At 59.3% G+C, this 22,632-nt stretch carries 21 protein-coding genes; 3 read left to right on the top strand and 18 right to left on the bottom strand.

The annotated features are described in order from the left end of the window. Positions 1-56: 56 nt before the first annotated feature. Positions 57-1,142, bottom strand: a complete 1,086-nt coding sequence (locus MN186_RS12025) for a polyamine ABC transporter substrate-binding protein (RefSeq protein ID WP_242114607.1) — start codon at positions 1,140-1,142, stop codon at positions 57-59. A gap of 164 nt (positions 1,143-1,306) precedes the next feature. On the opposite strand from MN186_RS12025, the gene MN186_RS12020 reads away from it, so the two are divergent. From MN186_RS12020 to MN186_RS12010, 3 genes are all read left to right on the top strand, one after another. Next, on the top strand, positions 1,307-1,960 hold the full coding sequence (locus tag MN186_RS12020; RefSeq protein ID WP_242114606.1) for a GntR family transcriptional regulator: 654 nt from the start codon (positions 1,307-1,309) through the stop codon (positions 1,958-1,960). 131 nt (positions 1,961-2,091) lie between these two features. Beyond that, positions 2,092-3,486 carry an aspartate aminotransferase family protein gene (locus tag MN186_RS12015; protein WP_242114605.1) on the top strand — a complete coding sequence of 465 codons (1,395 nt, stop codon included), beginning with the start codon at positions 2,092-2,094 and terminating at the stop codon, positions 3,484-3,486. Between the two features lie 50 nt (positions 3,487-3,536). Continuing rightward, entirely contained in the window at positions 3,537-4,838 is a 1,302-nt protein-coding gene (locus MN186_RS12010; protein ID WP_242114604.1) for an NAD(P)/FAD-dependent oxidoreductase, read from the top strand. On the opposite strand, the gene modC is transcribed toward MN186_RS12010, so the two are convergent. The 17 genes from modC to glnH form a co-directional block, all read right to left on the bottom strand. Continuing rightward, the gene (modC, locus tag MN186_RS12005) at positions 4,835-5,935 is read right to left on the bottom strand and encodes a molybdenum ABC transporter ATP-binding protein (RefSeq protein ID WP_242114603.1); all 1,101 of its coding nucleotides are present in this window, start codon (positions 5,933-5,935) and stop codon (positions 4,835-4,837) included. The two genes, MN186_RS12010 and modC, sit on opposite strands and share 4 nt — an antisense overlap. Continuing rightward, positions 5,932-6,627, bottom strand: a complete 696-nt coding sequence (gene modB, locus MN186_RS12000; protein WP_242114602.1) for a molybdate ABC transporter permease subunit — start codon at positions 6,625-6,627, stop codon at positions 5,932-5,934. Before modB ends, modC begins: the two co-directional genes overlap by 4 nt. Beyond that, positions 6,624-7,445, bottom strand: a complete 822-nt coding sequence (gene modA / locus MN186_RS11995; RefSeq protein ID WP_242114601.1) for a molybdate ABC transporter substrate-binding protein — start codon at positions 7,443-7,445, stop codon at positions 6,624-6,626. Before modA ends, modB begins: the two co-directional genes overlap by 4 nt. Before the next feature lie 132 nt (positions 7,446-7,577). After that, complete coding sequence (gene msrA, locus MN186_RS11990; protein ID WP_242114600.1) at positions 7,578-8,087, bottom strand: peptide-methionine (S)-S-oxide reductase MsrA; 510 nt, start codon at positions 8,085-8,087, stop codon at positions 7,578-7,580. Beyond that, a complete protein-coding gene (msrB, locus tag MN186_RS11985; RefSeq protein WP_242114599.1) occupies positions 8,087-8,533 on the bottom strand; it encodes a peptide-methionine (R)-S-oxide reductase MsrB in 447 nt (148 codons plus the stop codon). The genes msrA and msrB overlap by 1 nt, the downstream gene beginning before the upstream one ends. A gap of 110 nt (positions 8,534-8,643) precedes the next feature. Beyond that, on the bottom strand, positions 8,644-9,246 hold the full coding sequence (locus MN186_RS11980) for a histidine phosphatase family protein (protein ID WP_242114598.1): 603 nt from the start codon (positions 9,244-9,246) through the stop codon (positions 8,644-8,646). Continuing rightward, on the bottom strand, positions 9,246-10,298 hold the full coding sequence (locus MN186_RS11975) for an ABC transporter ATP-binding protein (protein ID WP_242114597.1): 1,053 nt from the start codon (positions 10,296-10,298) through the stop codon (positions 9,246-9,248). Before MN186_RS11975 ends, MN186_RS11980 begins: the two co-directional genes overlap by 1 nt. Positions 10,299-10,317: 19 nt before the next feature. After that, positions 10,318-12,072, bottom strand: coding sequence for an ABC transporter permease (locus MN186_RS11970; protein ID WP_242114596.1), 1,755 nt, complete (start codon positions 12,070-12,072; stop codon positions 10,318-10,320). A gap of 82 nt (positions 12,073-12,154) precedes the next feature. Continuing rightward, positions 12,155-13,477 carry an ABC transporter substrate-binding protein gene (locus MN186_RS11965; RefSeq protein WP_242114595.1) on the bottom strand — a complete coding sequence of 441 codons (1,323 nt, stop codon included), beginning with the start codon at positions 13,475-13,477 and terminating at the stop codon, positions 12,155-12,157. A gap of 134 nt (positions 13,478-13,611) precedes the next feature. Then, entirely contained in the window at positions 13,612-14,868 is a 1,257-nt protein-coding gene (locus tag MN186_RS11960; protein WP_242114594.1) for a sigma-54-dependent transcriptional regulator, read from the bottom strand. Beyond that, the gene (locus MN186_RS11955; protein WP_242114593.1) at positions 14,858-16,828 is read right to left on the bottom strand and encodes an ATP-binding protein; all 1,971 of its coding nucleotides are present in this window, start codon (positions 16,826-16,828) and stop codon (positions 14,858-14,860) included. The genes MN186_RS11960 and MN186_RS11955 overlap by 11 nt, the downstream gene beginning before the upstream one ends. Next, positions 16,825-18,069 (bottom strand): ABC transporter substrate-binding protein, encoded by a 1,245-nt coding sequence (locus MN186_RS11950; protein WP_242114592.1) that lies wholly within the window; start codon positions 18,067-18,069, stop codon positions 16,825-16,827. The genes MN186_RS11955 and MN186_RS11950 overlap by 4 nt, the downstream gene beginning before the upstream one ends. A 150-nt stretch (positions 18,070-18,219) precedes the next feature. Further along, entirely contained in the window at positions 18,220-19,182 is a 963-nt protein-coding gene (locus MN186_RS11945) for a MurR/RpiR family transcriptional regulator (protein WP_242114591.1), read from the bottom strand. Beyond that, a complete protein-coding gene (locus tag MN186_RS11940) occupies positions 19,130-20,149 on the bottom strand; it encodes a C45 family autoproteolytic acyltransferase/hydrolase (RefSeq protein ID WP_242114590.1) in 1,020 nt (339 codons plus the stop codon). The genes MN186_RS11945 and MN186_RS11940 overlap by 53 nt, the downstream gene beginning before the upstream one ends. After that, positions 20,139-20,867, bottom strand: coding sequence for a glutamine ABC transporter ATP-binding protein GlnQ (gene glnQ / locus MN186_RS11935; RefSeq protein ID WP_242114589.1), 729 nt, complete (start codon positions 20,865-20,867; stop codon positions 20,139-20,141). Before glnQ ends, MN186_RS11940 begins: the two co-directional genes overlap by 11 nt. Further along, on the bottom strand, positions 20,864-21,520 hold the full coding sequence (gene glnP / locus MN186_RS11930; protein WP_242114588.1) for a glutamine ABC transporter permease GlnP: 657 nt from the start codon (positions 21,518-21,520) through the stop codon (positions 20,864-20,866). Before glnP ends, glnQ begins: the two co-directional genes overlap by 4 nt. 55 nt (positions 21,521-21,575) lie before the next feature. Then, positions 21,576-22,313, bottom strand: a complete 738-nt coding sequence (glnH, locus tag MN186_RS11925; protein ID WP_242114587.1) for a glutamine ABC transporter substrate-binding protein GlnH — start codon at positions 22,311-22,313, stop codon at positions 21,576-21,578. Between the last annotated feature and the right edge of the window lie 319 nt (positions 22,314-22,632).

The following is a 22,632-nucleotide window of genomic DNA, read 5'->3' as shown; positions in this document are numbered from 1 at the left end:
GAAACCTCGGGTGAGTGAAAGACCCCTCGCAACTGCGTGCGAGGGGTCGGGCGGGCTTAGGTGCCCGATTTGATCGCGGTCCACATACGGGTGACGACCCGTTGGACCTTGGACGGATACGCACCTTTGACATAGGTGTTCGCCATTGCCTCTTCCGTCGGATAGATCGCGGGATCGCCGATTACGTCTTCCTCAAGAAACTCTTGCGAGGCCTTGTTGCCGTTGGCGTAATAGACATAGTTCGATGCCGCCGCCATGTTTTTCGCATCTAGCATGAAGTTCAGAAATTTGTGCGCGCCTTCGGGGTTGGGCGCGTCAGCCGGAATGGCCAATTGGTCAAACCACATCAGTGCACCTTCCTTCGGGGCATTATAGACGATTTCCACACCGTTATCCGCTTCGTCCGCGCGGTCACGTGCCTGAAGAATGTCACCGGACCAGCCGAAGGCAACACAAATGTCGCCGTTGGCAATCGCGTTAATGTATTCCGAGCTGTGGAATTTCTGAACATAGGGCGAAATCGCCGACATCAGCGGCTCGACCTTGGCAAGAACTTCCGGGTCGTGGCTGTTGGGATCTTCGCCCAGATAGGTCAGTGCGGCTGGCACCACCTCGTCGGGGGCATCAAGAATATGAACGCCGCAGGACGCCAGCTTTTCCATGTTGGCCGGGTCAAAGATCAGGGCGAGGCTGTCAATTGCAGCATCGTCGCCCAAAGCCTCTTTGACCTTCTCGACGTTCACCCCCATACCCGTCGTGCCCCACATGTAATTGATCGAATAGGCGTTGTCGGGGTCAAATTGCGCTGTGCGTTCGGCGATCACGTCCCAAAGGTTGTCGATATTGGGCAGCTTCGACTTGTCCAGTGTTTGAAACACACCCGCCGTAATCTGGCGCTCCATGAAGGACGCGGTCGGCACTACGACGTCATAGCCCGATCCACCAGCCAGCATCTTGGTTTCCAGAACCTCGTTTGAATCGAATACGTCATAGATCAAGTCGATCCCGGTTTCTTCCTCAAACTGCGACAGCAGATCTTCGTCAATGTAATCTGACCAGTTGTAAACGCGCACCTCTTCGGCGGTGGCGGCTGTTGCCCCCAAGGCCAGTGCGGCACCTAATGTTACCCAAGTCTTTTTCATGTCTCGTTCTCTCCCTGTTTTTGGGGCACGCCCCATTTTGCAACATTTGATCAAATAAATACCTTTGGCGCAATATGGTAAAATTGCGGATGGCATAGTAGATTGCTTTCAAAGATTATCTTTGCTGCCGGAATTGGCAAACACTTGTGATGAAAGGGGCGTATGTGTCCGACAAACCCGCCAAGCTGCCTGACCACCAACGCGTTTATCGCCAACTGCGAGAGATGATTCTGTTTGGCGAACTGGCGCCGGGCCAGCCGGTGACGATACAGGGGCTGGTCGGGGGGCTCGATGTCGGCATGACCCCGGTGCGCGAGGCGATCCGGCGGCTGACTTCGGAAGGCGCGCTGGTTTTTAAAGGCAACCGGCGCGTATCCGTTCCGCAGCCGGACATGGCGCAGTGGAATGATATTGCCTTTGCACGCCTGAGCATCGAGCCGGAGTTGGCTCGTTTGGCTACGAAAAACATAGGTGCAGCGGATATTGATCGGTTGGTTGCTTATGATGATCAACTGAACGCTTCGATCGACCGGGGCGACGTGCGGGGGTATCTGGAAAATAACTATCGGTTCCACGCCTATCTTTACGATCTGGCGAATTCCGAGGTTCTGTCGTCCATCGCAAACATGCTGTGGCTGCGTGCCGGTCCGTCCTTGCGTGTTGTATTGGGGCGCTACGGCACCACCAACCTGCCTGACAAACATATCGAGGCGCTTGAGGCGCTGGAATCGGGCGATGCCGACCGCGTTGCCGCCGCCGTGCGCGGCGATATCGAACAGGGAATCGCCCAGGTTCGGCAGACCTTGCTGGCGGAGTAGATTTGATCATATTGGCGAGTCGTCGTTGACACTGCGTTTTTTGATCATATTCTGGCGCAAGCTTTTCGCAGGCGGTCAGGGTGGACGATTCCCCCTCCGCTTTGCCGCGCACTGTTTTAGGAGTTCATGATATGAACAAGATCACCAATCACCTGCCTACGGCCGAGCTTCAGGCCATCGACGCCGCCCACCATATGCACCCGTTCACCACGGATAACGACCTGAAGCAGCATGGCGCGCGTGTCATCACCTCGGCTGATGGGATCTGGCTGAAGGATAGCGAAGGCGAGCAGATCTTGGATGCGATGGCCGGGTTGTGGTGTGTCAATATCGGCTACGGTCGGGATGAACTGGCTGATGTCGCCGCCCGCCAGATGCGCGAGCTTCCTTATTACAACACCTTTTTTCAAACCACTCATGTGCCGGCCATCGCGCTGGCGCAGAAACTGGCTGAACTTGCGCCGGGCGATCTGAATCATGTGTTCTATGCCAATGGCGGCTCAGATGCGAATGACACCAATATCCGCATGATCCGCACCTATTGGGCCGAAAAAGGCCAGCCGGAACGGGATGTCATCATCTCGCGCTGGAACGCCTATCACGGGTCGACCATCGGTGGCACGTCGTTGGGGGGCATGAAGGGGATGCATGGGCAGGGCAGCCTGCCGATTCCGGGGATCGAGTTTATCGACCAGCCCAACTGGTATGCCGAAGGCGGCGACATGGCGCCCGAGGAATTCGGCCTGGAGCGCGCCCGCCAGCTTGAAGCCAAGATCAAAGAGATTGGCCCGGACCGCGTTGCGGCCTTCATTGGCGAGCCGATCCAGGGCGCGGGCGGGGTAATCGTCCCCCCCGAAAGCTATTGGCCCGAGATCCAGCGCATCTGCCAGAAATACGATATCCTTCTGGTGCTGGACGAGGTGATCACGGGCTTTGGCCGCACCGGTAATTGGTTCGGCACGCAGACCTACGACCTGACCCCCGATATCATCACCGTCGCGAAGGGGCTCAGCTCGGGCTATGTCCCCATCGGCGCCTCGATTGTGTCAGACAAGGTGGCAAGCGTACTTGCCGCGACCGAGTTCAACCACGGCTATACTTATTCCGGCCATCCAGTGGCCTGTGCGGTTGCACTGGAAAATCTGCGTATCTTGGAAGAAGAGGGGATCGTGGATCGCGTGGGTGCGGAAACAGCGCCTTATCTGGCCGAAAAGTGGCATTCGCTGGCTGATCACCCTTTTGTGGGCGAAACCAAGATTGTCGGCATGATGGCGTCGCTTGCCCTAACGCCAGACAAGGACAGCCGCGCGCCCTTTGCTGCCGACGCTGGGACGGTGGGCTATATCACCCGCGAGCGGTGCTTTGCCAATAACATGATCATGCGCCACGTGGGTGATCGGATGGTGATCTCGCCCCCTTTGGTTATCACGAAGGCCGAGATCGACACGCTGATCGACCGGGCCCGCACGTCGTTGGATGAAGCCTATGAGATCGTAAAAGAAAAAGGACTGATGGTCGCGGGTTGACCTGACCACAGGGCCGGGAGACTGCCGGCCCCTTCGCCTTCGGGGGGCGCATGGATTTACTGACTGCCAATGACCGGCGCGGGGAATACCCGCAGTCGTGGTATGCTGCAACCGCCGACGCGCCCGGCCCCTATCCGGTCGCGAAAGGGGCGTTGGATTGCGATGTTTGCATCATCGGCGGCGGCTTTACCGGGCTGTCAGCCGCCCTTCACTTGGCAGAACGTGGCTTTGACGTGGTGCTGCTTGAGGCTCAGCGCGTCGGCTTCGGCGCCTCGGGCCGAAATGGTGGGCAGGTCGGCACCGGTCAACGGCTGGAACAAGACGCGTTAGAGGAGATGGTCGGGAAGGGCGATGCCCGCAAGCTTTGGGATTTATCGCTGGAAAGCGTCCAGCTTGTTCGCGATCTGGTGGCAGCCCATGCACCCGACGCGGATTTCACGGATGGCATCTTGCACGCCGATCACCGCCCGCGTTTCGTGCCCGACAGTCATGCCTATGCGCGCAAGCTGAACGATGAATATGGCTATGACCTGATCCGGCCCGTGGACCGGGACGAGATGCGGCACCTTTGCGGCTCACCCGCTTATCACGGCGGCACGCTGGATATGGGGGGCGGGCATATCCACCCGCTGCGCTTTGCCTTCGGGTTGGCACGGGCCGCGACCGCCAAGGGCGTGCGCATTCACGAACTCAGCCGCGTCACCGGCCTGAGCCACGGTGCAACCGTGCAGATCGAAACCGAAACCGCCAAGGTCGCCGCCAAACACGTGCTTTGGGCCTGCAACGGTTACCTTGGCCATGCTGAGGGGCAGATCGCCGCCCGCGTCATGCCAATCAACAACTATATCCTGGCCACCGAACCCTTGGATGAAGCCTTCGCACAAGAGCTGATCCGCGAGGGGCACGCGGTCGCCGACAGCAAGTTCGTGATCAACTATTTCCGCCTGTCTGCGGATAACCGGATGCTGTTCGGTGGGGCGGAAAGCTATGGCTATCGGTTCCCGAAAGACATCGTGAAGCTGGTGTCAAAACCGATGTTGGAGATTTACCCGCAACTGAAGGACACCAAGGTCGATTATGCGTGGGGCGGGACGTTGGGGATCACCCTGAACCGAATGCCACATTTCGCGCGGCTTCAGGGCAATGTGCTGACGGCGTCGGGCTATTCCGGGCATGGCGTGTCCATGGCGACACTGGGCGGCAAAATGGCGGCCGAGGCTATTGCGGGGCAAGCAGAGCGCTTTGACCTGATGGCATCGGTCCCCACGCCCCGGTTTCCCGGCGGGGTGGCGATGCGCTGGCCGCTGTTGGTGGCGGCAATGTTTTGGTTTTCGCTGCGCGACAAGCTTTAGCGGGCAGGCCCGCCCACATCGCCCGGCGCAACCGCCACCGATTTCACCACCGCAAAGACCTTGACGCCCGCGCGCAGATCCAGCGCGTGAACGGATCGTTTGGTCAGCCGCGCCAGCACTCGGCCTGCCGGGCTGTCCAACGACACGACCGCCCGCGGACCGTTGCCATAATGGATGTCGGCAATGGTGCCGGGCAGGATGTTCAGGGCCGACATCCCCTCGGGCCGGGTCTTGGACAGGATCACGTCCTGCGCGGCGATGCGCAGACGCAGCCGGTCGCCGGGTGATTGGTCGATATGTGGCAGCAGCAAGGGTACGCCGCCCGCATCCAGTTCCGTCAAGCCGTCATCATGGTGGGTCTTCACCACGGCCTCGATCACCGCGCCCATGGCGCGGTCGCCGCCGGGGGTAAAGCTGGGGTCGCCCAGCACCTCGGCGGCGGTGCCTTGGCGGATTACGCGGCCAGCGTCCAAAGCGACGACGGTGGTGGCCAGTCGCGCGACCTCGGTCGCGGCGTGGGTGACATAGAGGATCGGCACATCACTTTCGTCGCGCAACCGCTCGAAATACGGCAATATTTCCGCCTTGCGCGCGTCGTCCAGCGCGGCAAGGGGCTCGTCGGCCAGGATCAGCCGGGGCCGGGCCAGCAGGGCGCGCCCGATGGCGACACGCTGCTTTTCGCCGCCCGATAACCGGCTGGGCCGGCGTGCCAGAAGTGGGCCGATCCCCAGCATCTCGACGACGCGGTCAAAGGCGGGGCGGTCACTGGGCGCGCGGGTGATCCGTCGTGCATAGTCCAGATTGCGCTCGACGCTCATGTGTGGAAACAGGCGGGCATCCTGAAAGATATAGCCGAGGCGTCGTTTGTGCGGCGGCAGATATAGGCCCTGCGCGCTGTCCATCAACACCCGGTCGCCCAAGGCAACGCGCCCGGTTGCGGCCCGGCCTAGCCCTGCCACCGCGTCGATCACCGAGGTCTTGCCGGACCCCGAGGCACCGAAAAGCACGGTCAGCCCGGCGGGTGCGTCGAAGTCCACGTCGAGCGTGAAGCCGGACAGCGCCTGATGCAGATGGACGGACAGGGCGGGAGGGGTCATGCGCCCTCCATCCCGTTGGACAGGCGGCGGGCGAAGACTTCGGACAGGATCAGCGCGGCCATCGCGATGATGATCGAGACGATGACCAGACGCACTGCTGCAGTTTCACCACCGGGCACTTGCAAAAAACTATAAATTGCCGACGGCAGGGTCTGCGTCTGCCCCGGAATGTTCGACACAAAGGTGATCGTCGCCCCGAATTCGCCCATGGCTTTCGCAAACCCAAGGACGGCACCGGTCAGGATACCCGGAAGGGCCAGCGGCAGGGTGACGGTGGCAAAGACCAGTGGACGTGGGGCGCCAAGGGTGGCGGCAGCGTCCTCAAGCCGCTGATCGACCGCTTCGATCGACAGGCGAATGGCGCGCACCATCAGCGGAAATCCCATGATCGCGGCGGCTAGGGCCGCCCCCGTCCATTGAAACGCGATGCCAAGTCCCAACGCGTCCAGCAGCCGCCCACCGGGGCCTTTCATACCGAAGACCAGCAACAGAAGATAGCCGGTGACGACTGGTGGCAGGATCAGCGGAAGATGCACAAGGCCATTGACGACCTGTTTGCCCGGAAACTGCCACCGCGCCAGTGCGTGGGAGACGAAGATCGCGAGGGGCAAAGATAAAAGCGTGGCCCAGCCCGCGACCTTCAACGACAGCGCGACTGCCTGCCATTCATCCGGGCCAAGCCAATCGCTCATGACCCGTCCAACGCCGAGAAACCGTGATCAAAGAAGATCTGCTTGGCGGCGTCTTGTTGCAGCCAATTCAGAAGCTCGGTGGCCGGTGCCTCGTTCTGACCCTTGATCACAGCGGCGGGATATCGGATCGGGGCGTGGCCTGCGGGGTCAAAGGTCATGGCGACCTGCACCTTGGGTTCGGCCTGTGCGTCGCTGCCATAGACGATGCCAAGCGGCGCTTCGCCCAAGGCGACCAGCGCCAGCGCGGCGCGGACGTTATCGGCCTGCGCCACAAGGGGGGCGAGTGCGTCCCATTGACCAAGATCTTCCAGTGCGGCTTTGCCATAAATGCCGGCCGGCACGGCGTTGACAAGCCCCATGGCAAGACGGCGGCCGTTCAGATACCCGGCCAGGTCCTTGACCTCATTCACTGTGGGTGGGGTGGCGTCGGTCGGAGCGATTAGGACAAGGGTGTTGGCCAGAAGGTCAACCCGTGTCTCAGGCAGGATCTGTCCGTCGTCTTGAAGAACGTCCATCCACGTCACATTGGCCGAGATGAATAGATCCGCCGGTGCACCCTGCGAAATTTGGCGCGCAAGTGACGACGATCCAGCATAGGAGATCGTCAGGTCATGCCCGCTTTCGGCTTCGAAGTCCCTGGCCGCGACATCCATCGCATCTTTCAGGCTGGCGGCGGCAAAGACCGTGATCTGATCGGCCTGCGCGGCCTGCACGGACAGGCCGCAGGCCGTGATGGCCGCAAGGGCGGCTGTGGCGTAGCGTGCGGGAAGGTGACGAATGCGGGCCGCGGTGGGGCGAAGTAAGAAGAACTTTGTCATGACACAGGCAGATAACGGCAAGTCGGGCCGGGCGGCAAGGGCCGTCGCTGCGACATTGCGGTTCGGCCCGCGAAACCCCGGCCAGCGCCATCAGTGTCGCAGGCCGGGCCAGTTTTCATTCCGCCGCGTCTTTCATTCCGCCGCGTCGCGTTCGGGCAAGACCCAACCGGGACGCACGAAATGGCAGGTATAACCGTTGGGAATACGCTCCAGATAATCCTGATGCTCGGGTTCTGCCTCCCAGAAATCGCCGACCGGTTCGACCTCGGTCACAACCTTGCCGGGCCACAGCCCAGAGGCGTCCACATCGGCGATGGTATTCAGCGCCTCGTCCTTCTGCGCACCGTTCACGTAATAGATTGCCGACCGATAAGAAGCACCCACGTCATTGCCTTGCCGCATCGGCGTGGTCGGGTCGTGGATTTGGAAGAAGAACTCCAGCAGTTTGCGATAGCTGATCTGGGCGGGATCAAAGGTGATCTCGATCCCTTCAGCGTGGCTGCCGTGGTTGCGATAGGTTGCGTTGGGCACGTCGCCGCCAGTGTATCCCACGCGGGTCGAGATCACGCCGGGCAGTTTGCGGATCAGGTCCTGCATACCCCAAAAGCAACCTCCGGCCAGGACTGCGCGTTCTTGTGCCATCAGATATCCTCCACTTGATCCAGGTACGCACCATAGCCTTCTGTTTCCATCTCGTCACGATGAACGAAGCGAAGCGAGGCAGAGTTGATGCAGTATCGCAAGCCACCGCGATCTTGCGGGCCGTCCGGGAACACATGACCCAGATGACTGTCGCCGTGGGCCGACCGGACTTCGGTACGGACCATGCCCAACGTGTCGTCGCGAAGTTCGTTGATATGGGCCGTTTCGATTGGCTTGGTGAAACTGGGCCATCCACATCCGCTGTCATACTTGTCGGACGACGCAAACAACGGCTCGCCCGAGACGATATCAACATAGATGCCGGGCTGTTTGTTGCCCAGATATTCACCGGTGCCGGGTCGTTCAGTGCCGTTTTCCTGCGTCACGCGGTATTGTTCGGGTGACAGATTGCCGATGGCGTCTTTGGATTTTTCATAGGTGGTCAAAAGCGATCCCCTTTGTCTTGCTGCGTGACATGAATATGGGGGTTCGCAGGTGCGTTTTCCATACGCAGTGCGGTTGGCCCGCAAAGAAGTGCGGGCCGCTTTGTTTCGGCTCAGTCCAACTGATGCGTCACCGGCACCCGGCCCGAGATCTGCAACACACTGCCCTGCGCCGGGACAAGGTTGCAATGAAGTCCGTCATCGTCGCCCGTTAGAAGCGCCCGCATGACGACGATGGCGACCTTGTGCGACACGATGATCGCGGGGCCGTTCAGCTCTGACAGGAACGCAGAAAGCCGCGCAGCAAGTTCTTTCGTGCGCTCGCCGCCCGGACCGCTGGTATACATGTCGTATTCCGATTGAAGCCCCGCAACAACGTCGGGATCACGCGCGACCCGATCCTCATGGGTTGTGCCCTCCCACGCGCCGCAATTGATTTCTGACAGACGGGCGTCGGTGGAAAAGGCTGTGCCATCGAAGGCCAGCCTTGCCGTTTCCTGCGCCCGCCCCAGCGGGCTGGCCCACAGTGTGTGTGCACCAAGGGTGGGGCGTATCGTGCTGAGGATTTTGGCTTGTTGGCGGGCCTGCGCGCGGCCCAGTTCCGTCAGGTTCGAATTCTTATGCCCCTGCACCCGGTGGACCTTGTTCCATTCGGTTTCGCCGTGGCGCAGAAGAAAAACGTCATGTGCCATGTTCAGTTCTGGAAGTTGCGTCATTACAAAACCACCGCGCTGCTTGTGTTTGCTACCAGATGCACATCGGCACCGGTTTCGATCCAGTCCTGCCCGGCGCGGTGGCTTTGATCAACCACGATTTCAGTGCCCCCTGCGGATACAAGATATCGGATCTGGCTGCCCAGAAACTCGCTGTGTTGCACCGTGCCAGGAAGCGAGTCGCTGGCCTGGGTGCGGCTGATCGCGATGTTTTGCGGGCGCAGAACAATGTTTTGGCCGTCATCCATGTTGCCATCGGGCAGGGACAGGTGGTCGCCCGTTTTTGTCACAAAGCGCCTTGCGCCCCCGTCGACCTCGACTCGGCCTTCCAGAATATTCGCGGTGCCAAGGAAGTTGGCGACGAACAGATTTTCGGGCTGGTCATACAGTTCCAAAGGCGATCCGATCTGCTGAATTATGCCCATGTCCAGAACGGCCATACGGTCGCAGGTGGTGTTTGCCTCTTCCTGATCATGGGTCACGAAGATTGTGGTCAGACCCAATTGCCGTTGCAGGCGCAAAAGCTCGCGCCGCATATGGACGCGCAAAGATGCGTCCAGATTGGACAGTGGTTCGTCCAACAGCAAAACGTCCGGTTCGACCACCACGGTGCGGGCCAGTGCGATGCGCTGTTGCTGCCCGCCCGACAGTTGGTTGGGCATCCGGTCCGCAAGATGCGCAAGGTCAACAAGCTCAAGCGCCGCATCGACCTTGGCCCGGATTTGGGCGGATGGCACTTTGCGTTCCTTCAGCCCGAAACCCACGTTGTCGCGCACCGACATATGTGGCCACAGCGCATAGGATTGAAACACCATCCCCACATTGCGCTTCCACGGGTCCAGCCCGACCACGTTCCGTTCTCCGATCAAGATGCGTCCCTTGGGCGTTGGGCCAAACCCGGCAATCGCCCGCAGAAGCGTGGATTTGCCGGACCCGGATGGGCCAAGAAAGGCGAAGAACTCGCCGGGTCGGATGTCAAGGTTGACGCCCTTCAGAACCTCGGTGTCGCCGAAAGACAGGTGAAGGTCTTCAATCGTGATACCAGCTTTTTTCATGTCTTGTTTCCTCTGCCGTTCAGTGGGCGTCGCCCGATGACTTCAGTTTCTTGTCACGCTCGATAATGATCTGCGATGCGATGGTGCCGATTGCCACGACGATGACGGCGACAATGCCAAGCGCGGCGCCTGCGCCTCGACCTGACGGGGTCTGCATGAACAGATAGATGCCGTATGCCAGCGGGGCGTCGTTGTTGGAACTGACCAGCATGATCGTTGCCGACAGCTCGACCGCGGCGGTGGCGAAGCTGGTGACAAAGCCCGCCAGAATGCCGCCGGTCATCAGCGGGATCACGATCTTCTGAATCGACCGGCGCTTGGTTGCGCCAAGGCTTTCTGCGGCTTCCTCAAGCGCATGGCTGACCTGTTGCAGGGCCGCCGTGCAAGCACGCAGGGCATAGGGCAGCCGCCGGATCATCAAGGCCAGAGCGATAATCACCCACCAGCTTGCCATTGGCTTGTCGGTGAAGGGCACGTCGATTGCGTGGAATGTGCGCAGATAGCCGATGCCCAGCACCACCCCCGGCACCGCCAGCGCCGCGGTGGCCAGATAATCCAGCCCTTTGCGACCGAAAATCTGTGTGCGCAATACGATATAGGCAATCGCGGTGCCGATAATCACGTCCAGCGTGGCGGCGATGCCTGCATATAGAACAGTGTTCATGATGAAGGTTTTGGACCCTTCCCACATAGTCACATAGTTCTGCAGCGTATAGCCGTCGGGCAACGGCGCGAAGGACCAGATTGTGCCAAAAGACAGCAGTAGCAGGCCAATATGGGGCGACAAGACCAGAAGTAGGATGAAGATCACAGCACCATAGGCCAGCACTTTCTCGGCGGGCTTTAGAGAGCGTTTTGCCATGCCGCCCCCGCCTTTCTGTACGGTGGCGTATTCCTTCCCGCGCATGAACAGAAAAGATGCCCACAGCGACATGACCGAGAACACAACCAGAATGACCGAGATCACATAGCCCATCGGATCGCTGATCCCAATGGACGAGATACGCAGGAACGCCTGCGGTGCCAGCATGTTGTTCACGTTCAGCAAAAGCGGCGTGCCCAGATCGTCGAACACTTTGATAAAGACCAGCGCCGCCCCGGCGATATAGCCGGGCATGGCAAGCGGGAAGACAATGCGCCGAAACAGACGCAGACCGTGGCTGCCAAGGTTCTGTGCGGCTTCCTCCATCGACCGATCAATGTTGCGCAGGGATGCTGACAGGTTGATCAGGATGAAGGGGAAATAGTGGATGGATTGGACAAGAATGACGCCGTTTAGCCCCTCCATAAAGGGGATGTCAAAACCGAACCAGTCGCGCAGCAGCAGATTCACCGTGCCGTTGCGACCAAAGATCAATTGCATCGCCACAGCGCCGACGAAAGGTGGCATGATCAGCGGAATAAACCCAAGGCTTTGGATCAGGATCGAGCCTGAGAAGTGAAACCGTGTGGTAATGTAAGCCAAGGGCAGCGCGATTGCGGTGGCTACGACCACCGACATGGCCGAAACATAGAACGAGTTCCAGAAACTTTCGCGAAACAACGACGTGCGGAAGAAATCAACGAAGTTCTGCAATGTGGCCGCGCCGGTTGCAGGGTCTTGAAACGCGACGATCATGACCTGCGCGACGGGCACCAGCAACAGCCCGATCAGCAAGAGCGCGATGAAAATGGCGACAAGATGTACACCTGTCAGGTTCGGCACCAGCCAGCGCGGCAAACGATCTGCAAGGCCCGCGCTGGCGCGCGCCGCCGGGGAAGGGGTTTTTGACATTATCAGGTCTTTCCTAGGGGCTGCCACCACGTTTGCAGTGGTGGCAGCATGATCGAACCTGTGTCAGGTCCGACGAACAGGATTACATCGCGGCGGCTTTGTCAGCCAATTCCTTGGCTTTCGCATAGTTTGCGACGACGGTCGCATCCCATTCCTGTTCAACCTCGGCCTGACGTGCTTCGACTTCGTCGGTGGCTTTCTTCCGCTTCTTGGTGAAGACGCCCGCGAACTCGGGATCAAGGCTTTTTGCTTCGTCAATCGGGTTGGCGTCGATCAGGGCCCACGCCTCGGTGATCAGAGCTTTTGCTTCTTCGTTACCGCTGTCCACATGAGCGGCCTCGGCAGCCTGAATTGCCCCCACGGCGGCGCGCAGATCAGCCAGACGATAGGTGATCATCACGTCGAACATCGAGTTGACGAGGTTATAGCGTGCCCCCGATTTCTCGACGTCAAATTCCACCGTTGCGCCGATGGTCGAATCCTCGAACGGGTTGGGGAAGCCTTCGGGCGCGTTTTCATAGGTGGCCGGGTTGATCGGCAGACGCATGATCGCCGGGTCCAGCAGAACCGACTGCCCTTCGGGTGTCAGCAGGTACTCGATGAAGGCCACGGCGCCCGCTTCGTTCGGGGCGTTGTTGACGACAGCCACGTTGGCAGGAACCAGCGCGGTCACGGTCGGATAGGCGAAATCAACCGGGAAGCCTGACGCCTTGGACGAAAACCCGAAGAAGTCGATCACGATGCCCAGTCCAAAGTTGCCGGTGTTAACACCATCCGGCACGCCAAAGCTGCGTTCCGTCACGGTCGAGAAGTTGCCGGCGATACGCTTCCACTGTGCCCAGCCCTTGTCCCAACCTTCGCCCTGTAGCAGGGTTTCGACCGTCAGGTGCGTGGTGCCGGACCGCGACGGGGCCGACATGCCCACATGGCCGTGATATTTGGCTTGGGCCAATTGTTCCCATTCGGTGGCCGGCTCAAGATCATTCGCTTTCAGATAACGTTCGTTCCACATGATGCCGTACCCGGCGCCCGCGAAACCGAAATACTTGCCGTCCGGGTCGTTCAGGGGGTAAGCGCCGATACGTTCGGGGATACCTTCGGATTTGATTTCGACACCAGCCAGCAGGTCGCTGCTTTTCAGAACCTCGAACGCATCGGGTGCTGACGCCCAGAAGATGTCAGCAGTGTTCTTGCCCGCGATTTCCTGGATGTATTTTACCCCGGCCGACGTTTTCTTGTTCAGAACCTCAAGGTCAAATTCCGGGTGTGCGGCTTCGAACGCCGCTTCGATCGGGCCGGTCATCGAGTCCGGGAAAGACGTGATGACCGTGATTTTGCCGTCGGCCAAAGCGCCGCCCGCTGACAGCGCCGTTGCTGCGATGGATGAATAGAGTATTTTTTTCATGGTTGCCTCCCAATAGATATTTGCGCTCCTCCAGCGCATCTCCGAAAGGTCACAGCGCAGTGCAGAACCGTCAATTTTCCCGTGAAATCATCCATCTTGGCCGTTAATGGGGCAGTAATGACCCGCGCTTTGGGTTAATTCTGACCCGGTGAAAGCAGCCCGACGGCCTTCATCCGCAGATAAAGCCGTTTGCGGGGAATCGATAGAAGCTGTGCGGCCTCACCCTTGCGGCCTGCCGTTTCGCGCAGGGTATGTTCCAGCAGACTGCGTTCGAATTGTGCCATCGCGTCATCATATGACAGTTGCGCCCGAGACTCGCCCGATTTGGTCTGTTTCAAATCCACAGCCAGACCGATGATCATGCGCTCGGCCACGTTGCGCAATTCGCGGACATTGCCGGGCCAGTCGTGCTTTCCAAGCGGGTCCAACATATCTTTAGTGATCTTTGGCAAACGCTTCCCATATCGCTCGGCGGCTTCGCGAAGGAAGGTTTCCAGCAAAAGAAAGATGTCCTTGTTACGGTCGCGCAGCGCGGGCATCTCAAGCGTTGCGACATTGACCAGATACAGAAGTTCGTCGCTAAGGGCATTGGTGTCAGTCGGGTCGATCAGCGAACCTGTATAAGACAGAATCACGCGCGGGCGTTCGCGCCTTCTTAGATAATCGGCAAGGCGCGTTTGGGAAGTGATATCCAGCTTGTGCACCGCACGGATGTAGAGTGTGTCGGCGTCCTGTGCGATGGCGTCCAGTTCGGCCTGTATACCATCGGCGCGGACAGAGGCGCAGTTGATAATGTGAAACCCGCCTGAACCCTCGCCGAACTCGTGCAGCATCCGGGCAGCAAGCGATTTACCGGTGCCGGTTTCGCCAAACAGTGTTACTGTGATGGGCAGCGGGGCCAAATCAAGCAACGATTTGCGGCATTGTTTCATGACATGCGAGCGGCCGACCAATTGCCCTGCCAGCCCGCCCCGGCGTGTTATCCGCCTGCGAAGCCGCTTGTTCTCAATCACCAACTTGCGCGCGTTCAGCGTGCGTTTCATCATGCTGATCAGGAAATCGGGCTGCACCGGCTTCTCCAGAAAGTCATAAGCCCCTGCCTTGATCGCAGCGATGGCCAAGCGCACATCGCCGTGGCCTGTGATCATCACCACTGGGACGTCAGGTGCGGCTTGGCGCACGCGTCTCAGAACGTCGAACCCGTCCAGCCCGGCCATGCGGATATCGCACAGCACGACTCCGCCCCATTCAGGGTCAAGCAAATCAAGCATCGCCTGCCCGTCCGAGAAGGCGCGCGGCATCAACCCTTCTTCCTGCAAAAGTTCGCAGGTGGCCTCGCGGAAATCCTTGTCATCATCGACAACATAGATTTGGTGCGTATCATGTCGCATGTGCGTCCCCCCCTTTTGGCAAAGTCACCGTGGCCCGGGTGCCGACATCGGCGCGTGCGCCCAGTGAAAGCGTGCCGTTCATCCCGGTGATGATATTGAACGAGATCGACAAGCCCAAACCCAGCCCGGCACCGGGGTCTTTGGTGGTCACAAATGGATCGAACGCACGTTCCGGGGGCAGGTCGCCCAGCCCGATCCCCGTGTCGACGATAGAAAAGCTCAGATCATCCTTCCCTCCGTCCTCGTGCCGTATCAGAATGCTGCCGGGCTGTCCGGTCGCAGCGATGGCGTCGCAGGAGTTGGACAACAGATTGACGAGAACCTGTTCCAGCAGGATTGCGTCGGCGATCACCGTGGCATCCTCAAGGTCGGGGTCGATGCGAAACTTGATCTGGTGGTCTGCAATCTGAGCCGCCAGAAGCTCCTGAGCGCTTCGAATGACGCGGGCCAACGGTACGGTTTCGCGCTGGTATTCCGACCGTCGGGCAAACCGACGCAAATGTAAAATGATGCGTTCCATCCGTGTGACCAGCGCATCAATTGTTTCGGTTTGCGCTGTCAGCCGCGCCATATCGCCCTTTTCGGCTGCCATCTGCGCCAGTCGAAGCCGTTGTCGGATGGCGCCTAGGGGCTGATTCAGTTCGTGACTGATTCCGGCCGAAAGGTTCCCCAATGCGGCCATCTTGCCGACCTGCACAAGCTCGCTCTGAGTTTGGCGCAGCTTGGCGATGGCCTGATCACGTTCCGTAACCGAGTTCTGGAACGCCGTTACAGCCGATGCCAGTTGCGTGATTTCGTCGTTGCGGACAGGCAGGCCATCCAGCGCGGGGGTTTCACCATCGGCAATCTGACGCATGGCGGTGGTCAGCGTGACCATCGGCTGGATGATTGACGGCCGGACATAATAAAACAGGATCGCCAGACCACCACCCGCCGCCAGAACGGTCATCGCCAGCAATAACCGCAGCGTGACCGTCGCATTTGCCGAAAAATTCCGGCTGAGCGTCGTAATGTCGGCCCGTTGCGTTTCGGTTTGCACCAGCAGCTGGCGCTGCATCCGGGTCAACAGCGTTAGCACCGTGTCCAGTTCGGTCTGGATTGTGACGCGGGTCTGGTGCCACGCCTTGCGGTCCCGGACCACGCCGTTGGGTTGGGTCGTCATGCGGCCCAATGCCTCGGCTGCTTGACGCAGGAACAAATATTCGGCCTTGGCGGGCAGGGTGGTAACGCTGGCATTCACGCGCGCCAATGCGTCTGCCACCAGGTTTTCAAACTGTTCAAGCTGCGCGGCTGACTGGCTTGTCGCGATCTGGATGGCCAGCGTTGTCGCCGCCCCCGTGTCGTTTCCGATATTCGAGAACGTGGTTTGCAGTGCCAGCTCGTCCGTCAACATTTGTGCCATCTCGCGGCGGATGCCGGGATCGGCTTCGCGGGTCAGGCGGCGGGTCAGAACCTCGATGTTGAAAGCGAAATCGGCCATCACGGCGGCGGCTTCGTCCTGCACATCCGCGTTCAGCCAGCGCAATTGGTCAATTTTGAATGACAGATCGGCCTGTATTTTCTGGGCCTCGTCTACCTTACGAATGACTTTCGCCAAATGGTGTTGCAAGGCGTCCGCGTCCTGTCGGGTGATCGCTGTGTCGAAGCCGTCGTTGATGAAGTCGCTCAACTCGGCGACCGAGTTTCTCAGCATCGCCTCAAGCACCTCGGGCCGCTCGGCGCCGTCTGCCTGAATGCGATTGCTGAGCATCGCGAGGTCAGCCGTTTTTGCCGATAAGCGCGATGTCTGTGCCAGACGCGGCACCTGTGTTGTGCTAAGGTTCGTGACCACGCCCCGCGCACTGCCCAGCCAATAAAACGAGGCGCCAACCACGATCCAAGTCAACAGTATTGCTGCAACAACCATCAGAAACAACCGCGTCCAGATCTTGGGCGCGATGCGGTCCCAAAGGCGCCTCATCGGTCAGCCTGTTCTTCCAGCGCGCGCAAGGCGTGATCTGTTTGCTGCGTCACGTCCATGACCCGGTCGCGCCAATCCTGCACCAAATTGCGCCCAAGTGCGCCAACGCCTGTCAGCGTGGATGTGGCTACGCCATTTTGTGTTTGCTCGCTGGCCTTGATCGCTTCGTTCCCAGTGACAGGCACGCGGGTCAAAAGCGCCCTGATCGCGCGCAGATCACTGCCGTTATGCGTGTCGGCCAAGGCATGAAATCTGCGCCACAAATTGCGACGTTCGACCAGCATATCCGTGACCATGACATCAAACAACGTGTTCACCGCCCAATACCGATCTGACGACAGGCCCGCGTCATAATCCAGTCGGGCGCGGTCCAATGCCTCGACAATGCCGTCGGGAAGTTCGGGTGCGACATCGGACCTGACCGAGGCGTTATAAGGGATGCGCGATATCTCGGGGGCAACGAGCGTGCGCTGGCCCTTGGGCGACAGCAGCATGTGTACGAAGTCGCAGGCCGCGCTTGAAGCGCGGCCGCCCTTAAGGATACCGACCCGTGCTGCCGTCATCACGACCGGCCGCCCATAGCGGAAATCCAGCACACCGCGTTGCGATTGCGCCAAAAAATCAATGGTGAGTCCGATGTCGAACCGTTCGGTCTTCAGCCCGTCCGGCACGCCATAGCTGCGCGCCGTCAGGGTCGAGATGTTGCCCGCAAGCTCAAGGATATAAGCCCAGCCATCGTTCCACCCGCGCACCTGCAAGATTTGCTCAAGCATCATGTGTGTTGTGCCTGACCGGGTTGGGCGTGCCATTGCAATCTTGTCGCGATAGATCGGGCGCAGCAGATCGTCCCAATCCGCCGGCATGAACAGACTGCTGTCTACGCGCCGCGCCCAGCCGACCGAGGAAAGCGCGAAAGGTTCGACCGCGCGCGGGCCACCCTTGCCGCATACTGCCGGGTCAGCAAAGGCTGCATGGCGCGACAACAGCTCGAACGCTTCGGGGGACGAGGCCCAGAATACGTCGAAGCCGCGTGTGTTCCCCCGCAAGATTTCGTCAATTCCGGCAACGGTATTCTTGTTCAAAACGCGGATATCGGTCTGAGGCGCGGCTTGGTCCCACATCGCCACATATGGGGTCGAGAATTCCGGTGGGAACGAAGTCAACACCCGAAGCTCTTGTGCCGCCCCCATCCGGGGCAGCGTCAGGAAAAACAGGATCAAGGTAAGGCGAAGCAGGTGCATTCCGTAACTTTACGCAGCGCGCGGAAAAAAACAGCCCAAGATGTTGATGTTATACGATTGGGTCAATTTTGACACATAAGTGTATTTGCGACGGTGACAATCATGAACGGTAGCAAAGGGAATAAGCGCGGCGGGCTGTTGGGCCGGGCCTCAGCCCGTTTTGCCGCCATCGCCATCTTCAATATTCAAACGTTCGATCAGTTTTTGGCGCTTCATCAACGCCAGCTTGGTCTCTTTTGGCACAGTCGCGGCGACCGCGTTGATCAGGCATTCTGCCGCCGCAAAGAAACTGGTGATCGAGTTCGAGATGAAGCTGCTTTGATGTGACACAAATATCGCCGCGGTGGAATGTGCCACCAAGGGCGAACTGGCCCGGTCGGTGATCGCGATCACCGTCAGCCCCTGTTCGGCAGCAATCTGGGCGACATTGACCACTTGCTTTGAATAGGGCGCGACGCTGGCGACGATGCACACATCGCCGTGGCGCATTGCCGCAAGCTCCTCGGCAATGCCAAGACCGACTGCGTTCAGGAGGGACACGTCTGACCGGATCAACCGCAGGCCATAGGCCAGAAATGCGGCCAGTGATTGGAATTGCCGGATTCCAAAGACCGTGACCCGACCCGCCTTGGCGATCATGGTCGCGGCGCGGTTAAAGCTCTCGGGATCGAAGGTTTCCACGAACCGGTCGATATTGGCCTGATTTTCGTGGCACAGTTGGGCGGCGCGCTGTTTGGTCGTCTGATCGCCGCTGTCCAATGCGGTCTGGGCTTGTTTCAGATAAAACGCCCCCGGCTGTGCGGTGGATGTGGTGAACAGGGCTTTTTGGAACGCGCCGAAATTCTGGAACCCAAGGCCGCGTGCCAGCCGGGTGATGGTCGACGGGTTCGTGCCTACTCGTTTGGCCAGCGTCGTGATCGACAACAGGTCGGGACTGCCCTGCAGATCGAGGATCTGACCCAGCACGTTGCGGGCCTTCGTACCCAAGGCCACATCGGTATCGCCCCTTGTGATGTCGATCAGCAGGGACCGAATTTCCTCAAGTGACGCGGGGGCGTTGTCAGACCCGCGAACTTTCGCTTTGATAGGCTGTTCCGCCTTGTTTTTCGCCATAAACCCTCCAATCAATGCCGGAGTTAGAAACCGTGAATACGCAGGTGGCAAGAGTGTTTTCGTGGTCGGGGTCAGCCGGGTCGTCGCGCCGAATGGGCAGGCCGGTCGGTGCCTCGTCACGCAGGATGTCCAACGCGCTGGACTCGGACTGTATAACAAGCTGGTCGGCCCGCTGTTGCCGGTCGTGCGATGACCCGGTAACGATCTGGTCCGGGGCATCCAGATGCAGGGCGTGATTGGCATGGGCGGCCCGCTGGGTAATCTGCCGGACCACAGATTGGCCGCCGCCGTATTCGACACTCAGCAGCCGTGGATCACCGACCTGCGCCAGCGACATGTGGAACCCGCCGCTTTGCGCGTCTGACAGGATGCGAATGGACTCGTCCAAAGTTGCGCAACCCAACACAGCCCGCCCCAACACCATACGCGGAATGTCCGGGGCGATGCCGGTCAGCCGCAAGTTGTTTACCGCCTGACAGAGACCAGCGTCGTTCCAGCCAAACGTGTGGCCGGGCAACGAGCCGGGATAGCAGAATGCTCGAAACCCCAAGCCAAGCTCGGGCCGGGCGTCCAGAATGAAGCACGACCCCCGAAAGAAGGGCAATCCGTCTTCGTTATGTGCGATTCCGATGTTTGGGCCGGGTTGTTGGATGGTCGTGCAGCCATCGGGTGCCGAGGCTAGGATGTCCCCCCGACAGTTCCAAGCAAACACATCCCGCTGCGGCAGCTGCAGCCCCTCGGCAATGCCGCAAAGCTCGTCCCAGATGTGCGGGAAGCGGGATCTGGTATGTAGCATCAGCCGCTCTATCGTGGTGTCGTGGCGAGGGTGGGTGACAGTTGCCCAGATTTTGGACGGCACAAGATGCCGATGCACCGCGTCCCGCCCCTGTGCGCCCATGGCCTGCCCGATCTGAAACGCGGCGCCGTGGGTGGTCAGCCAGCCGATTGGATTCGGTTCATTCGACATGGCTTAAAAAATCCTTCATCCGCGGGTTGGGAGGGTTGTCGATCACATCGCGCGGATTGCCATCGACGGCGATTTTGCCATGTTCCATGAAGATCAGGCGCGTGCCGACCTGTTTGGCAAAGCTCATCTCGTGGGTGACGACAACCATGGTCATGCCTTCCTTGGCAAGTTGCAGCATGACGTTCAGAACCTCTTGCTTCAATTCCGGGTCCAGCGCCGAGGTGGGTTCGTCAAACAACATGACCTTGGGCTTTACAGCGAGTGCACGGGCGATGGCGACGCGTTGCTGCTGCCCGCCTGACAGTTCAGACGGATAATGCCCGCCCTTGTCCGACAGGCCGACCTTGGCCAACATATCCTCCGCTTGACGCATGGCTTCGGCCTTGGCGACGCCACGCACTTTACGCGGCCCCAAAGCCACGTTTTGCAGCGCGGTCATCTGTGGAAACAGGTTGAATTGCTGGAAGACCATGCCGGCCTCTTGCCGGATCTCGCGCAATTGTCGATTACCGCCCTTCACCGATAAGCCATCCACGATCAGATCGCCGCCCGAGATGGTTTCAAGCCCGTTGATGCAGCGCAGCAAGGTCGATTTGCCTGACCCCGAAGGCCCAACAAGCACCACGACTTCGCCTTGATCAATGGACAGATCCACATCCTGCAAGACAGTCAGTTCCCCAAACTTTTTCAGGGTTTTACGAAATTCGATAAAGCTCATAGGATCCTCATCCGCTTTTCAATAAACCGAAGGGCGATGGTCATGGTCCCGGTCAGGATCAGATAGCAGATCGCGACGGCGGTCCAGATTTCGACCGCGCGGAAGTTGGCGGCCATGATCTCCTGACCGGTGCGCGTCAGTTCTCCGACCCCGATGACGATAAAAAGGGACGTGTCTTTCAAACTGACAATAAACTGGTTGCCCAGCGGCGGGATCAGGCGGCGAAAGGCCAGAGGCCCAACAATATAGACCAGAACCTTCCAATGCGGCATCCCGATGGCCAGCCCGGCCTCGGTCAACCCTTTCGAAATGGACAGGAACGCACCACGCACGATTTCCGCGATATAAGCGCCCGCGTTCACCATGATCGCAAGGATCGCCGCTGACATCGGGTCGATGCGGATATTGGCCAGAACCGGCAACGCGAAATAAAGGAACATCACCTGCACGACGATCGGTGTGCCGCGGATCAGTTCGATATAGGTGAACGCGATGGCGTTGATGATCTTGCCGCCATAGGCGCGCATCAATCCGGCGATCAGCCCGATGATGATGCCGCCGATCAGGCCAAGAACGGTGATATAGATAGTGACTTTCGCACCTTCGATAAGCTGCGGGATAAAGCCGGGTATGATGGACCAGTCAACTTGCATGGGATCTCCGATAAATGGGCCCGTGCCGATCAGGCACGGGCTTGAGGGCTAACGCTTATTCGGCAGGTTTCGTGCCGAACCATTTCTCGTAGATCGCGTCATAACGGCCGTCTTCTTTCATCGCGGCCAAGGCGGCGTTCACGTCTTCGACAAGCGCGCTGCCTTTAGGAAAGCCGATGCCGTATTGGTGCGCCTGCATCTGGGCACCCACGGATTTGACCTCGCCATTGCCGGCATTTGCGATGTAGTACAGGACGTTGGGCGTATCGTGCATGGCGGCGTCGACGCGGCCTGTGCGCAGTTCAAGATAGGCGTTGTCGATGTTGGGGAACAGGCGAACCTCGGTATCCTTGAAGTTATCGGCGGCGTAATCGGCGGCGGATGTGCCAGTTTTCAGAGCAATGGATTTCCCTGCCAGATCAGCTTCGCCAGTGATGTCGCTGTCGGTCGGTACCATCAGCAGGAAGCCGCTGTCATAATAGCCGTCCGAGAAGTCGATGACCTCTTTCCGGCTGTCCTTGATGGTGATGCCAGCCAACGCCACATCGACCTGACCGGTTTGCAGTGCCGGAATGATCCCGTTGAAATCCATCGGGCGTAGTTCATAGCTGACGCCCATTTCGGTGGCGATGGCGTCCCACATATCAATATCAAAGCCGACATAGGTGTCGCCTTCTTTGAATTCAAACGGCACGAACGCGGTGTCTGTAGCGACGATTAGATCGTCAGCGATTGCGGTTGTGGCTGTCAGGGCAAAGGCCGCTGCAGCAACAATTTTTTTAAGCGGTTTCATGTGATCTCCCTTTATTTATCCGGACATCATGTCCTTGCGCAATTAGGCTGCAAATTTATTTGCATGTAAAGAAAAAGTGCAAATATAATTGCTAAAGTGCGGAGCGTGTGGTCGGCGAACGGATTAAGCAATTCATACCGCTGGCAAAAATGGGGCGAACGTTTCGGCGTCTGGGTCGCGTGGAACTTGGATAGGCGTTGCTGGCACGCCGCCCAACGTCCGAATCATGCATCAAACCGCCACCACTTGCCCAGCAAGGCGAAATCGCGCCGAACTTGCTGTCCGTTTACCAAATGGAACGAACCCGGCGCGTGGACGT

It is taken from the genome of Aliiroseovarius sediminis (genome assembly GCF_022678485.1).
In the GTDB taxonomy this organism is placed as follows: Bacteria; Pseudomonadota; Alphaproteobacteria; order Rhodobacterales; family Rhodobacteraceae; genus Aliiroseovarius; species Aliiroseovarius sediminis.
Note: the sequence above shows the minus strand (reverse complement) of the source record. Positions and strands in the feature narration are given on the sequence as shown.

Excerpts from the sequence above, each read along its gene's own strand:
- MN186_RS12025 (WP_242114607.1), bottom strand. The coding sequence starts at position 1,142 with ATGAAAAAGACTTGGGTAACATTAGGTGCCGCACTGGCCTTGGGGGCA.
- MN186_RS12015 (WP_242114605.1), top strand. The coding sequence starts at position 2,092 with ATGAACAAGATCACCAATCACCTGCCTACGGCCGAGCTTCAGGCCATC.
- MN186_RS12010 (WP_242114604.1), top strand. The coding sequence starts at position 3,537 with ATGGATTTACTGACTGCCAATGACCGGCGCGGGGAATACCCGCAGTCG.
- modC (WP_242114603.1), bottom strand. The coding sequence starts at position 5,935 with ATGACCCCTCCCGCCCTGTCCGTCCATCTGCATCAGGCGCTGTCCGGC.
- modB (WP_242114602.1), bottom strand. The coding sequence starts at position 6,627 with ATGAGCGATTGGCTTGGCCCGGATGAATGGCAGGCAGTCGCGCTGTCG.
- modA (WP_242114601.1), bottom strand. The coding sequence starts at position 7,445 with ATGACAAAGTTCTTCTTACTTCGCCCCACCGCGGCCCGCATTCGTCAC.
- msrA (WP_242114600.1), bottom strand. The coding sequence starts at position 8,087 with ATGGCACAAGAACGCGCAGTCCTGGCCGGAGGTTGCTTTTGGGGTATG.
- MN186_RS11980 (WP_242114598.1), bottom strand. The coding sequence starts at position 9,246 with ATGACGCAACTTCCAGAACTGAACATGGCACATGACGTTTTTCTTCTG.
- MN186_RS11975 (WP_242114597.1), bottom strand. The coding sequence starts at position 10,298 with ATGAAAAAAGCTGGTATCACGATTGAAGACCTTCACCTGTCTTTCGGC.
- MN186_RS11970 (WP_242114596.1), bottom strand. The coding sequence starts at position 12,072 with ATGTCAAAAACCCCTTCCCCGGCGGCGCGCGCCAGCGCGGGCCTTGCA.
- MN186_RS11965 (WP_242114595.1), bottom strand. The coding sequence starts at position 13,477 with ATGAAAAAAATACTCTATTCATCCATCGCAGCAACGGCGCTGTCAGCG.
- MN186_RS11960 (WP_242114594.1), bottom strand. The coding sequence starts at position 14,868 with ATGCGACATGATACGCACCAAATCTATGTTGTCGATGATGACAAGGAT.
- MN186_RS11955 (WP_242114593.1), bottom strand. The coding sequence starts at position 16,828 with ATGAGGCGCCTTTGGGACCGCATCGCGCCCAAGATCTGGACGCGGTTG.
- MN186_RS11950 (WP_242114592.1), bottom strand. The coding sequence starts at position 18,069 with ATGCACCTGCTTCGCCTTACCTTGATCCTGTTTTTCCTGACGCTGCCC.
- MN186_RS11945 (WP_242114591.1), bottom strand. The coding sequence starts at position 19,182 with ATGGCGAAAAACAAGGCGGAACAGCCTATCAAAGCGAAAGTTCGCGGG.
- MN186_RS11940 (WP_242114590.1), bottom strand. The coding sequence starts at position 20,149 with ATGTCGAATGAACCGAATCCAATCGGCTGGCTGACCACCCACGGCGCC.
- glnQ (WP_242114589.1), bottom strand. The coding sequence starts at position 20,867 with ATGAGCTTTATCGAATTTCGTAAAACCCTGAAAAAGTTTGGGGAACTG.
- glnP (WP_242114588.1), bottom strand. The coding sequence starts at position 21,520 with ATGCAAGTTGACTGGTCCATCATACCCGGCTTTATCCCGCAGCTTATC.
- glnH (WP_242114587.1), bottom strand. The coding sequence starts at position 22,313 with ATGAAACCGCTTAAAAAAATTGTTGCTGCAGCGGCCTTTGCCCTGACA.